This is a genomic window from Streptomyces sp. NPDC057623, assembly GCF_042800355.1.
GTDB lineage: Bacteria > Actinomycetota > Actinomycetes > Streptomycetales > Streptomycetaceae > Streptomyces.
Genome location: NZ_JBHVGZ010000023.1, coordinates 95,436 through 108,343, shown reverse-complemented (window position 1 = coordinate 108,343; position 12,908 = coordinate 95,436). Strand labels below are relative to the sequence as shown.

Genomic DNA, 12,908 nt, shown 5'->3' with positions numbered 1-12,908 from the left:
AGTGAACGACCGTGCGCCGCGAGTGTCAAGTGTCACTGAACACGAACCAGACGCCCACGGCCGGTACGTCACCATCATTGCGGTACCGGTGGGGGGTCGTCGACTCGAAGCAGACCGCGTCGCCGGGGCGCAGGGTGGACTCCTCGAAACCGAGGGTGAGGACCAGCTCGCCCGAGGTCAGGTAGCCGTACTCGGTGCCCGGGTGGCGCATGAGGCCGCCTGAGCTGGAGGAGGCGCCGCCGGGCCGGTAGGTCACCTGGAGGAAGTCGACGTCCGTGCCGGGAACATGGCCGAGACGCTCCCACACCACCCCCGAGTCCAGCTCCAGCACCTCCCGCTCGTCCGGTGTGACCAGCGGGCCGATGCGGCGGCCGGGGTCGGCGGCGAAGGCGGCCAGGGCGTGCAGGACGGTGCCGGGAGCCGCCGCCGCGGGGGGCCCGGACGCGGTAGGCACGGTCGCGGGGGACACGGCCGCGGACTCGCCCGCGTCGAAGAGTGACTCGACGGAGATCGCGAGGGCCGTGGTGATCGCGTACAACGTGCTCACGGAGGGCTGGGTCTTGCCGGTCTCGATCTGCGAGACCAGGCTCGCCGACACGCCGACCTCGCGGGCCAGAGCGCGCAGGCTCATCCCGCGCGCGAGGCGTGCGTGCCGGATGCGCGCTCCGACGGGTGGTGCGTCGGCGGGTGACACGTACGGCTCCTCCCCCGGTGTTCGTGGGCCGCTGGGCCACGGTGTGCAGCCTCATTGAACAGCGGGGGTGGGTCACGGCGCCAGCGTGGCGGGCCGGCCGCCCCTCGGGGCGCCACCGCGGTAGAGGCTCAGCGCTTGGCAGGCGGGAACACCGCCCGCACCTCCCACCCCTCGCCGCCCCGCGGCCCGGCGTGCAGTTCGCCGCCCAGCGCGGTCACCCGTTCCTTCAGACCGACCAGGCCGAAGCCACCCCCGTGCGCGGCCGCCGGAAGCTGCGTGCCGCCCCGGCCGTCGTCGGCGACCGACACCTCCAGGCGTCCGGAGTCGTCCCCCAGCCGGACCTCGACATGCGCGGCATCGGCCGCGTGACGGCGAATGTTGGTCAGGGCCTCCTGGACCACCCGGAAGGCCGCGGCCTGCACCTCGTGGGGAAGGCCGTCCGACACGGTGGGATCGCGGCGCAGGGTGACCTGCTGGATCGGGCTCGCGAAGCCGTCCGTCAGCTCCGCGATGCCGGCCAGGTCGCCGACCGGGCGGCGGTCGGCCGCCTCGGGGCCGGTGTCGCGCAGCACGCCGACCGTGCGGCGCATCGAGGCGAGGGCCTCGGTGGCCGCACGCTCGATACCGGACAGGACCGGGTCGATGTCGTGCGGCTGGGTCTGCGCCATCATGCGGGCCACCTGCGTCTGCACGAGGATCCCGGTGACATGGTGGGCGACGAAGTCGTGCAGGTCGGCGGCGATGGCGACGCGTTCGGCGCGCCGGGTCTCGCTGACGGCGAGGGTCCGCCGGTAGTCCATCGTGCGCAGGTACACGGCGAGCCCGGCGACGAGCCCGATCAGCACCAGGCCGGCCACCACGAAGCCCAGCACGCCTGCGTCCAGCGGCCCGAGAAACCGGACCGGCAGCAGCAACAGCGCAGCCACGTCGAGGGCGCCGCACCACCAGGCCGCGCGCGGCGGGCACTGCCGTACCGCGATGAACAACAGGCACAGCAGGATCACGACCTCGCCGGGACCGAAGACGTTCGCCTTCAGGGTCACCAGCGACCCCACCGAGTACAGGGCGGAGACGAGGGCGGGCACGGCGGTGCGCACCTGGGGCGTCAGCCAGTCCGGCCGCCGCCCCTCCGGCCACAGCACCGCGGCCAGGCCCACCAGCAGGACACCCAGAGTCGGCCAGACGGGGCTCGCCGTCGGCAGGATGCTCGTCCCGTCGGAACCGGCGAAGAGGACGTCGACGACAGCGGCGGCCAGCAGGACACCGACGGCGAAGCCCCGGGCGCAGCCGCGGGGGGAAACGGACTTCATGCCGATCACGGTAGGCGAGGCCGGGACCGGCGGGATCGGCCGATCGGCCGAGGGGACCGGCGCTGACGCCGACCTTATGGCCGAGGCGCGCGCCCGGACCCGCGGGCGAGGGTGGAGCCACCTCCCCACCACGGACATCAGCACTTCAGGAGTACGCGATGCAGCGCAGCAAGTTCCTCGTCGGCGTCGTCGGCGGCGTGACCGCCGCGGTCGCGCTGGGCGGCGTCGGCACCCATCTGCTCGCCGGTACCGAGTCGACCACCGGCCTGGACGACAGCAGCACCGCTTCGGTCAACGGCCATCGGGCACTCGCGGCGAACATCGTCGCGGCGCGCACCGAGGGCAAGTACCACCCGCTGCCCTGGGTCGGCGAGAAGCTGACCGGCATCTCCTGCCCAACCGGCCTCAAGGCCGTGGCCGGCGCGAGCATCACCTGCACCGGCAAGAAGGGCGACGGCGAGACCGTGCGCATACCCGTCCGTGTCACCAAGGCCGACGCGAAGAGCGTCACCTGGAAGTTCGAGCGCTGAGAAGGGCCACGACACACCATGAGCACAGTTCTGGCCGGGTACGGCCTGGTGAAGAAGTACGGCACCACCACAGCCCTGGCCGGGGTCGACGTGGAGGTCCGCGAGCGCGACTCGCTGGCGATCATGGGCCCGTCGGGGTCCGGCAAGTCGACCCTGCTGCACACCCTCGCCGGGATCATCCGGCCGAACGGCGGCCAGGTGCTGCTGCGCGACGAGCGAAGCGAGATGGGGGTCCCCCCGGCCGAAGGCTGGGGGCGCATCGACAAGCTCGGCGAGAACAAGCTGAGCGAGCTGCGCCGCAAGCGGTTCGGGTTCGTGTTCCAGTTCGGCCAGTTGCTGCCGGAGCTGCCCGCCGAGGAGAACGTCGCCCTGCCGCTGATGCTGGAGGGCACCCCGCGCAAGCAGGCCGTCGCCCGCGCCCGCCGCTGGTTCGCGCCGCTGGGCCTGGAGGGCCTGGAGCGGCGCCGGCCCGGACAGCTCTCCGGCGGCCAGGCCCAGCGCGTCGCCATCGCCCGCGCTCTGGTCGCGGAGCCGGACGTGGTCTTCGCCGACGAGCCGACCGGTGCTCTGGACCAGCGCACCAGCGACGAGGTGATCCGGCTGCTGACCTCCGTCACCCGCGCCTCCGGAGCCGCCCTGGTGATGGTCACCCACGACGCCGACGTCGCCGCCCACTGCGACCGGATCCTCCAGGTCCGCGACGGGCGGATCAGCAGCTACAGCCAGTACACGGTCGCCTGACCCCACAGCCACCCCGGAGACCCGCCCATGCGTTCCCCCGTCCTTCCCCTGACCTGGCATCTCGCCCGGTCCTCCGGCCGTCGCGGCCTGCAGTCCCAGCTCCTCGCGGTGGGTGCCGCCGCCGTCGGCTCGTTCCTCCTGCTGCTGATGATCGCCGCCGCCCTCGGCGCCGGAACCCGCGCCGACCAGACCACGTGGCGCACCCCCGACGCCGTACCGGCGAAGCAGGCGACCGCCGTCCAGGCCACGACCACGACGCACGTACGGCACGAACCGGTCACCGTCGTGAACCTGGCCCAGCTGCCCGATCGCGCGGCGACCCCCGCGCCGCCCGGCCTCAAGGGCTTCCCGAAGCAGGGTGAGGTCTACGTCTCGCCCGCCCTGGCCGAGCTGATCAGGGAGCTTCCGGCGAACCGACTGGCCGACCGTCTCCCGAAGGCGGCCTCCTACGGCACGATCGGCGCCGCCGGTCTCGCCTCGCCGGACGAGCTGGTCGCGGTGGTCGGACGGATGCCCGGCGACGCGGCGGTGTCGAAGGCGGCCGGGGAGCAGAACTACTACGACGAGGGGCTGACGGAGCGCGCGCTCGTCGCCGGGTTCTCCAGCGGCAAGGCGAGCGTGTTCACCGGCCTCGACCAGGGGACCGTGCTGCTGGGCGTGGTACTGCTCGTCATGCCGGTCGTCGTGCTGGCCTCGGCCGCCGGACGGCTCGGCGCTGCCCGGCGCGAACAGCGGCTCGCCGCACTGCGGCTGGCCGGGGCGACCCCGCGGCAGATCCTCGCCATGACCGCCGCCGAGGCGGCGGGAGTCGGCGCGGCCGGCGCGCTGACCGGCGCCCTCGCCTACACGGCACTGCTGCCCGCGCTCGCCGAGCTGCCGTACGGCGTCGGAGGCTGGTACACCGGCCAGTTGTGGGTGGGACCGCTGTGGCTCGCGGCAGTGGTGCTGGCCGTCACCGCCCTCATCACCGTCAGCGCGGTGACGATGCTGCGCCAGGTCGCCACCTCGCCCCTGGGCGTCGCCCAGCAGGCGAACCCGCGGCGTACCCGCGCCATCCGCCTGGTGCTGTTCGTCGCGGCCCTGCTCTACATCTGGAGGAGCACGGGCGACGGCGGCCAGCTGAAGACCCCGCAGCTGCTCACCCTGCTGGCGCTCTTCTACGGCGCGTTCTGGCTGTTCGGCCCCTGGGTCGTGGACCGGCTGGGGCGGATCGTGGCCCGTCGCGCCAAACGCCCGCACACGCTGCTCGCCGCGCGCCGGCTCAGCGACGACCCGCGCGGGGCCTGGCGGACCGTCAGCGGACTGGTGCTCGCCGGGTTCGTGGCCGGGTTCTTCTCCGTCAGCACACTGAGCTTCCAGGGCCCGAGCCACGAGGGCCAGGTCGCGGTGATCACCGCGAACGCCGCCGACGCCCGGCACGCCGCCGCCGAGGCCCGTACGGAGTTGCGCGAGGCGGGCGTCAAGGCGACGGTCTCCGTCGCGAGCGAGGACGACTACCTCGGCCTGTTGGGCGGTGTCCCCGGTGTGATCGCCCATGTCTCCGGCGGGCAGGAGCACGTCGACACCGCCGTCACCGCCCTGACACCCCTCGGGTCGGGCAGGTACCCGATCACGCAGGAGTACGTGTCCGCACCGGACGACACGGCCACCGACCGCGTCGCCACCGTCAGCACCGCCACCCTGGTGCTGAGCTTCCTCGTCGCGGCCGCCTCCGCCGGCCTCACCGCCGCCGCGAACGTCCTCGACCGGAGCCGGGTGTACGGCCTGCTGCGCCTGTGCGGCACCCCGCTGAAGGTGCTGGACCGGGCCCGGATCCGCGAGACCGTCATCCCGTTGGCCGTCCTGGCGGGCGGCACCACCGCGATGGGCGTCTTCGGCGCCATGCAGCTCAACGCGATGGCCGGTACCACGATGAATGTCTCCGGTGCCGTGCAACTGGTGATGTGCTTGGTCGTCGGCGCGCTGGCCATGTTCGCCGCGATCGCCGGCAGCAGACCTCTGCTGCGGAGGGTGACCGCGGGTCCGGCCCAGACGGCGGACTGACGCCGTACCGGCATCCCGTCGTCTTCACCGCATCCCGACGCCCCTTCCACTGAGGCATGATCGAGCCATGACCACCCCAGCCCCGTCCGGGGCGCCCATCCGCGTCCTCATCGCCGACGACCAGGAGATGGTCCGCACCGGCTTCCGCTTCTTCCTCGACGCCCAGCCCGACATCACCGTGGTCGCCGAGGCCGCCGACGGGGAGGAAGCGGTGACGCTGGCCCGGCGGGAGCGGCCGGACGTGTGTCTGCTGGACATCCGGATGCCGAAGCTGGACGGGCTGGAGGCGACCCGGCTGCTGGCCGGGCCCGGGGTGGCCGACCCGATGCGGGTCGTCGTGGTGACCACCTTCGACCTCGACGAGTACGTGTACGGGGCCCTGCGCGGCGGCGCCTGCGGGTTCCTGCTGAAGGACTCGGGGCCCACCCTCCTCGCGGAGGCGGTGCGCGCCGCCGCGGCAGGTGACTCCCTGGTCTCGCCCTCGGTCACGGTCCGCCTCCTCAAGCACGTCACCGCCCCCCAGGTCGTCTCCGCCGCCCCGGTGAAGCCCACGGCCCCTCCCACGGCCCCTCCGACGGAACCCCTCACCGACCGTGAACTCGACGTCGTCCGCCTGGTCGCACTCGGCCGTACGAACGCGGAGATCGCCGCCGAGCTGTATGTCTCCCTGTCCACGGTCAAGACACATCTGTCCAGCGTCCAGCTGAAACTGTCGGCCCGGAACCGCGTCGAGATCGCGGCCTGGGCCTGGCAGCACGGGTACGGACAGCCGGGCGGATGAGGCGCGGGCCCTGCCGGTGGCGGTCACTCGAACGGGCCGGTGCCGGTGGTGGGCCCTCGTGTCCGGTGGTGCGCTGAGGACATTCGTCACGTTCTCTGGAGGCCCCCGATGACCCGTCGCCCGACCCGGCTCGTCCGTGTTCTCTCCTCGGCTCTGGCGGCAGGCGCGCTGGTCACCACCGCCGCCTGCTCGTCCGACGGCGACGGCGACGGTTCACGTGGCTCGGGCGTGACCGCGTCACCCGCGGCCAGGAAGCAGCCGACCTCGTCGCCCACCACCTCGCCCGCCTCCACCCTCACCGAGTCGGGTGCGCAGACCGCGCTGATCACCGCGGCGGACATCGAGGACGACTGGACACAGGTCAAGGACACGGAGGCCGAGAACTGGCACGACGGCCTGCTCATCGGCACGGTCGACGTCTCGGGCTTCCTCACCGGCAAGGCCGATGCCGCCGACTGCCAGCGGCTCATGGACTCCCTCTTCGACGACGACCTGCTGGGCAAGCCGTCCGGAGCGAACGCGCTGCGCGGCTTCACACAGGGCGACTCACGTCTGCTGTACCAGGTCGCCGCCTACGACCGCACCGACCCGCAGGGCGCTCTGAACTGGATGGCGAAACTGCCGGACGAGTGCGACTCGTTCACGATGACCGAGGACGGCGAGCAGCGCGCCGTCCAGGTCATCGACACCTCGCTGCCCGATGTGGGCGACGCCCGGGAGGGCCTGCGGGTGACGGTGAAGGGCGAGACCGGGGGCGAGGACGCCACGCTGACCCTGGACGTCGCCGCCGTTCGCGTCGGCAACAACGCGATCACCGTCACGGCGGGCGGCCTCGACGGGGACGAGCACGACTCCGTGGAGCAGGCGGTGCAGCTCGGCACCCAGCGCCTCAAGGACGTCCTGGCCGGGAAGTCGCCGGCCGCGAGCCCCAGCGAGATCGAATAGCACGAGCCGCCCGCCCCCTCCCCCGTACCGACGGCCGCACGCCGACGTCCGCACGCCAACCGCCCTGCCGGCTCTGCCGATTCCCGGGACAGCGTGATCAACGGAGCGGCACAATGGCGGCGATGGCCGGTTTCGGTCGTTCGTGCGAGGAGAGGACAAGTCGTGAGTGATGGCCACACCCCGTCGGGCGGGTCGGCGAGGCTGAACACCGGTGTGGCGCACAACGCGCGCGTGTGGAACTACTGGATCGGCGGCAAGGACAACTACGAGGTCGACCAGCAGGTCGGCGAGCACGTCGCCGGGATGTTCCCGATCATCCGCGACATCGCCCGCGCGGACCGTGACTTCCTCGGCCGGGCCGTGCGCCTCGTGGCCGAGGAGCGTGGCGTGCGGCAGTTCCTCGACATCGGCACCGGGCTGCCGACGGCGGACAACACGCACGAGATCGCCCAGCGCGTCGCACCCGACTCGCGGATCGTGTACGTCGACAACGACCCGATCGTCCTCGTGCACGCCCGCACCCTGCTGACCGGCACCAGCGAGGGCGTCACCGCCTACATCGACGCGGACGTGCACGACCCGGACGCCATCGTCGAACGCGCCGCGCAGACCCTGGACTTCACGAAGCCCGTCGCCGTGATGATGCTGGGCATCCTCAACTTCGTCCTCGACTACGACAAGGCCCGCGAGATCGTACGGCGCGTCCTGGCCGCCGTACCCTCCGGCAGCCACCTCGTCCTGACGCACCCGACCTTCGACTCCGAGCTCGGCGGCGAGGGCCAGATCCCGGCGATGAAGTTCTGGAACGAGAACGCCACGCCTCCGATCACGGCCCGCAGCGGCACGGACATCGCCGCCTTCTTCGAGGGCCTGGAGCTGCTGGCGCCGGGCATGGTGTCCTGCTCGCAGTGGCGGGCTCCCGACTCTCCCGCTGCGGTACCGCAGTACGGCGCGGTGGCCGTGAAACCCTGACGCCCAGCAGGGACCGCACGAACCGGCCCGACCGGCCGAGCTCGTCGAGGAGACCGGGAGACCGTATGACCACCCTTGCCGATCCCGTGCCGGGAGGGCGTCCCGGCGACGTGGAGCGGGCCGGCACGCTGAGCGAGGAGCTGTCCGGGCGGGGTGTGCACGGGATCGTCCTGGCCTACGTCGACACCGCGGGCATCGCCCGGGTGAAGACGATCCCGACGGCGAAGCTCGCCTCCGCGGCGGCCTGGGGCGTGGGGATGTCACCGGTGTTCGACACGTTCCTCGCGAACGACTCCATCGTCACCACCGATGTCCTCGGCTCCCCGGACGGCGATCTGCGCCTCTACCCCGACCTCTCGCAGCTGGTGGAGCTGTCCGGGCAGCCGGGCTGGGCGTGGGCGCCGGTCGACCGGATCACGCAGGAGGGCGACCGGCACCCCGCGTGCAGCCGCACCTTCCTGCGACGGACGGTCCGGGAGGCCGCCGGGCGTCATGGCATCACCTTCAAGGCGAGCATCGAGATCGAGTGGGCCGTGGGGCGGCCTCCCGGTGCCGACGGGGAGTTCGTGCCCGCGGCCACGGGTCCGGCGTACGGCGCCATCCGCCAGGTCGAGTTGAGCGACTGTGCCGCCGATCTGCTGGCGGCGCTCGCACGGCAGGGCGTGGAGGTCGACCAGCTCCATCCCGAGTACGCGGCCGGGCAGTTCGAGCTCTCGGTGAGCGCGCTCGACCCGGTGGCGGCGGCCGACCGCAGCGTGCTGGTGCGGCAGACGATCCGGGCGGTGGCACGGCGCCACGGCCTCGCGGTGTCCTTCGCCCCGGCGGTCCTGGGCCAAGGCGTCGGCAACGGCGGCCACGTCCATCTCTCCTCCTGGCGCGACGGGGTCAACCTGCACGCGGGCGGCGAGCGGCGCCACGGCATGCGGCCCGAGGCCGAGTCCTTCGCGGCCGGCGTGCTCGCCCACCTCCCCGCCCTCACCGCGGTGACCGCCCCGAGCCCGGCGAGCCGTCTGCGGCTCAGACCCTCGCAGTGGGCCGGGGTGTTCACCGCGTGGGGCCGGGAGACGCGCGAGGCGGGGCTGCGCGTCGTCACCGGCACGGCGGGCGACCGCGACCGGGCGGCCAACCTGGAGATCAAGCCGGTGGACCTGGCCGCCAACCCGTACCTCGCGCTCGGCTGCCTCATCGCCGCCGGGTTGGACGGAGTGGCGTCGGGCGCACGGCTGCCGCAGGAGATCACCGGCGATCCGGCCCACCTGGGTGCGCGGGAGGCGGCCGAGAGCGGTGTCCGCAGACTGCCGGCCTCCCTGGACGAGGCAGTGCGGGAGTTCCGCACGGACGAGCCGCTGCGTGCCGCGCTGGGCCCGGTCCTCGCGGACGCCGTCATCGCCGTACGGCAGGGAGAGGCCGCCGCCGTGGCCGGGCTGGACGACGACCAGGTGGCGGCGGCCTACCGCTGGAAGTACTGACATGAGCGCCACCGGGCCGGTCCACGAGGCGCTCGCGGCGCTGCCGCTGGTCGACCATCACTGCCACGGGGTCGTCACCGCCGACCTGGACAGGGCCGGCTTCGAGCGCCTGCTCACCGAGGGCGAGCCCTGGCCCGGCAGCTCGCCCTTCGACACCCCGGTCGGTGTGGCCGTACGCCGCCACTGCGCACCCCTGCTGGATCTGCCGCGCCACGCCGCCGCCGTCGCCTATCTGGCCCGGCGTACGGAGCTGGGCCGGTCCGAGGTGAACCGACGGTTCCTGACCGCCGCCGGCACGAAGGTGTTCTGCGTCGACACCGGCTACACCCCGCAGCTCCTCAGCACTCCCCGGGAACTGGCGCAGACCGCCGACGCGAGCGCGTACGAGGTCGTACGGCTGGAAGTGGTCGCCGAGGCGGTGGCGGCCGAGGGAGTCGAACCGGACGCGTACGCCACCGCGGTCCGCACGGCCGCCGAGGAAGCCGTACGGCGTCCGGGTGTCGTGGCCGTGAAGTCGGTTGCCGCCTACCGCACCGGCTTCGACCTGAACCCCGCGCGCCCCTCGGACGCGGAGGTCACCGAGGCGGCCCGGCGCTGCGGCCCGGAGGGCGGCCGGCTGAGCGACCCGGTCCTCGTACGGCATCTGCTGTGGACCGCCGTCGATCTCGGCCTCCCCCTCCAGCTGCACACCGGGTTCGGCGACAGCGACATCCGCCTGCACCGGACCGACCCCACCCTCCTGACGGACTGGCTGCACCTGACCAAGGGCACGATCCCCGTCCTGTTCCTGCACTGCTGGCCCTACCAGCGCCAGGCCGCGTTTCTGGCGGCGGTCTTCGAGCAGGTGTACCTGGACGTGGGCCTCACCCTGCACCATGTCGGACCTGCCCGGTCCCGGGCGATCCTGGCGGAGGCACTGGAGATCACCCCGTTCCGCAAACTGCTGTACAGCTCCGACGCGTATGGTCTGGCCGAGTTCCACCTGCTCGGCGCACTGGCGTTCCGCCGCGGTCTGGGCGAGTTGCTCCAGGCCCGGGTGGACGCCGACGAACTGAGCCTGCCGGACGCGCTGCGGATCGCGGCGTGGGCGGCCGGCGACAACGCCCGCCGCCTCTATGGGCTGCCTTTACCCGAACCCGTCCCCGCCCCCGCCCCCCGCCCGCACCGCGACTGAGCGTTCGCAATTCCCGGAAAGTATGATCAAGCAATGTCTGACATGACCGAAACCACGCCCGGCTGGCTGACGAGCGACGAGCTGGAGCAGGCACGCGCCCGCATGCCGATCTTGTACGTCGAGGCCGTGCCCATGCGCGTCGACGACAGCGGCGAGGTCACCAGCATCGGCCTCCTGTTGCGCATCGGACCGGACGGAACGGTCAGCCGGACCCTGGTCTCCGGCCGCGTGCTGCACCACGAGCGCGTCCGCGACGCCCTCCTGCGGCACCTGGAGAAGGATCTCGGTCCGGTGGCGCTCCCCCGGGTCCCGACGTCCCTCCAGCCGTTCACCGTCGCCGAGTACTTCCCGACGCAGGGCATCACGGCGTACCACGACCCGCGCCAGCACGCGGTCTCCCTCGCCTACGTCGTCCCGGTCACGGGCGACTGCCGCCCCCGCCAGGACGCCCTCGACCTGGTCTGGTTCAGCCCGCAGGAGGCCCTGTCGCCTGCGGTGCAGAGCGAGATGCCGGGTGGGCACGGGGTGCTGCTGAAGCAGGCGCTGGCGCATGTGGGCTGCGTGGTCTGACCCGTCGCGAGGGCTGCTTTCCGGGTGGGCGCCGAGGAGATCCGTGCGCCCGAACCCGCCCTGAGCAGCGCGCCGACGCACTCGGCCGTCCTCGTTCGGCGGTCGTGAGGCGCGCTCAGTCGACCAGCTCGTCCTTGGCGCCGAAACGGCCCCTCTCGTGCCGCAGAATCGCCTGCCGAAGCCCGTACCTGCGGAAATGAGGGTGGCGATGATCGACGTGATCGTGGCCGGCGGCGGACCGACCGGCTTGATGCTCGCCGCCGAGTTGCGGCTGCACGGCGTGCACGTGGTCGTGCTGGAGAGGGACGCGGAGCCGCCCCCGTTCGTGCGTGCGCTGGGCCTCCATGCGCGCAGCATCGAGGTGATGGCCCAGCGCGGCCTGCTGGAGCGGTTCCTCTCGCGGGGGCGGCAGCACCCGGTCGGCGGCTTCTTCGCCGGTATCAGCAAGGCCGCGCCCGACCGGCTGGACACCGCGCATCCCTATGTCCTCGGCATCCCGCAGACCACCACCGACCGTCTCCTGGCCGAGCGCGCCACCGAACTCGGCACCGAAATCCGGCGCGGCCGCGAGCTGGTCGGGCTGAGCCAGGACGGACACGGGGTCACCGCCGAGCTGGCCGACGGCACCGAGCTGCGCTCGCGCTACCTCGTCGGCTGCGACGGCGGCCGCAGCACGGTGCGCAAGCTGATCGGCGTCGCCTTCCCCGGCGAGCCGACCAAGGTGGAGACCCTGCTGGGCGAGATGGCCGTGACCGCGCCGCCGGAGACGCTGACGGCCGTGGTCGCCGAAGTGCGCAAGACCCAGAAGCGGTTCGGCATCGCGCCCTTCGGGGAGGGCGTGTTCCGCGTTGTCGTCCCCGCCGAGGGGGTGACCGAGGACCGCTCGGTCCCGCCGACCCTGGAAGAGGTCAAGCGGCAGCTACGGGTGTTCGCCGGCACCGACTTCGGCGTGCATTCACCGCGCTGGCTGTCCCGCTTCGGCGACGCCACCCGGCTGGCCGAACGCTACCGGTCCGGCCCGGTGCTGCTGGCCGGCGACGCGGCGCACATCCATCCGCCGGTCGGCGGACAGGGGCTCAACCTCGGTATCCAGGACGCGTTCAACCTCGGCTGGAAACTCGCCGGCGCGGTGCACGGGTGGGCACCGGAAGGGCTGCTGGACAGCTACGGCACCGAGCGGCGCCCGGTCGCCGCCGACGTACTGGACAACACCCGGGCACAGATGGAGCTGATGTCCCCCGAACCGGGCCCCCGGGCGGTGCGCCGGCTGCTGGCGGAGCTGATGGACTTCGAGGAGGTGAACCGGCACCTGACCGAGAAGATCATCGGGACCGGGATCCGCTACGACTTCGGCGAGGGCCACGAACTGCTGGGCCGCAGGCTGCGGGACGTGAGGCTGAAGCGGCGTCGCCTCTACGAGCTGATGCACGCCGGCCGCGGGCTGCTCCTCGACCAGACGGGCGGGCTCTCGGTGGCGGGCTGGTCGGACCGGGTCGACCATGTCGTCGACGTCAGCGAGGAACTGGACGCCCCAGCGGTGCTGCTGAGGCCGGACGGTCACGTGGCGTGGGTCGGTGCGGATCAGCAGGATCTGCTCGGCCATCTGCCCGAGTGGTTCGGCGCCGCCACCGGCTGAGCACGCGCCCGCCCAGCAAAAAGGGCCCTCACAGGCTTTCGCC

The 12,908-nt window shown here is 72.7% G+C and carries 12 protein-coding genes; 10 read left to right on the top strand and 2 right to left on the bottom strand.

Annotation, left to right across the window (positions count from 1 at the left end; translation table 11 throughout):
• Nucleotides 1–25: 25 nt before the first annotated feature.
• Both ACFU95_RS23825 and ACFU95_RS23820 read right to left on the bottom strand, forming a co-directional pair.
• A complete protein-coding gene (locus tag ACFU95_RS23825; protein ID WP_383831075.1) occupies nt 26–694 on the bottom strand; it encodes a helix-turn-helix domain-containing protein in 669 nt (222 codons plus the stop codon).
• A gap of 128 nt (nt 695–822) precedes the next feature.
• Nucleotides 823–2,004 (bottom strand): sensor histidine kinase, encoded by a 1,182-nt coding sequence (locus tag ACFU95_RS23820; protein ID WP_383831073.1) that lies wholly within the window; start codon nt 2,002–2,004, stop codon nt 823–825.
• A gap of 158 nt (nt 2,005–2,162) precedes the next feature.
• Between ACFU95_RS23820 and ACFU95_RS23815 the strand changes: the two genes are divergently transcribed.
• The 10 genes from ACFU95_RS23815 to rox all read left to right on the top strand — a co-directional run bounded on the left by ACFU95_RS23815 (nt 2,163) and on the right by rox (nt 12,865).
• Entirely contained in the window at nt 2,163–2,534 is a 372-nt protein-coding gene (locus ACFU95_RS23815) for a DUF4333 domain-containing protein (protein WP_383831072.1), read from the top strand.
• Between the two features lie 18 nt (nt 2,535–2,552).
• The gene (locus ACFU95_RS23810) at nt 2,553–3,275 is read left to right on the top strand and encodes an ABC transporter ATP-binding protein (RefSeq protein ID WP_383831070.1); all 723 of its coding nucleotides are present in this window, start codon (nt 2,553–2,555) and stop codon (nt 3,273–3,275) included.
• Nucleotides 3,276–3,302: 27 nt separating this feature from the next.
• Entirely contained in the window at nt 3,303–5,318 is a 2,016-nt protein-coding gene (locus tag ACFU95_RS23805; RefSeq protein ID WP_383831067.1) for an FtsX-like permease family protein, read from the top strand.
• A 67-nt stretch (nt 5,319–5,385) separates the two neighbouring features.
• A complete protein-coding gene (locus tag ACFU95_RS23800; RefSeq protein WP_383831064.1) occupies nt 5,386–6,099 on the top strand; it encodes a response regulator in 714 nt (237 codons plus the stop codon).
• 108 nt (nt 6,100–6,207) lie between these two features.
• Nucleotides 6,208–7,044, top strand: a complete 837-nt coding sequence (locus ACFU95_RS23795; RefSeq protein ID WP_383831061.1) for a hypothetical protein — start codon at nt 6,208–6,210, stop codon at nt 7,042–7,044.
• 162 nt (nt 7,045–7,206) lie between these two features.
• Nucleotides 7,207–8,016, top strand: a complete 810-nt coding sequence (locus ACFU95_RS23790; protein ID WP_383831058.1) for an SAM-dependent methyltransferase — start codon at nt 7,207–7,209, stop codon at nt 8,014–8,016.
• 65 nt (nt 8,017–8,081) lie between these two features.
• Nucleotides 8,082–9,485, top strand: coding sequence for a glutamine synthetase (locus tag ACFU95_RS23785; protein ID WP_383831055.1), 1,404 nt, complete (start codon nt 8,082–8,084; stop codon nt 9,483–9,485).
• Between the two features lies 1 nt (nt 9,486).
• Nucleotides 9,487–10,659 (top strand): amidohydrolase family protein, encoded by a 1,173-nt coding sequence (locus tag ACFU95_RS23780; protein WP_383831052.1) that lies wholly within the window; start codon nt 9,487–9,489, stop codon nt 10,657–10,659.
• Nucleotides 10,660–10,701: 42 nt separating this feature from the next.
• Entirely contained in the window at nt 10,702–11,229 is a 528-nt protein-coding gene (locus tag ACFU95_RS23775) for an NUDIX hydrolase family protein (protein ID WP_383831135.1), read from the top strand.
• A gap of 208 nt (nt 11,230–11,437) precedes the next feature.
• The gene (rox, locus tag ACFU95_RS23770; RefSeq protein ID WP_383831049.1) at nt 11,438–12,865 is read left to right on the top strand and encodes a rifampin monooxygenase; all 1,428 of its coding nucleotides are present in this window, start codon (nt 11,438–11,440) and stop codon (nt 12,863–12,865) included.
• Nucleotides 12,866–12,908 lie beyond the last annotated feature (43 nt).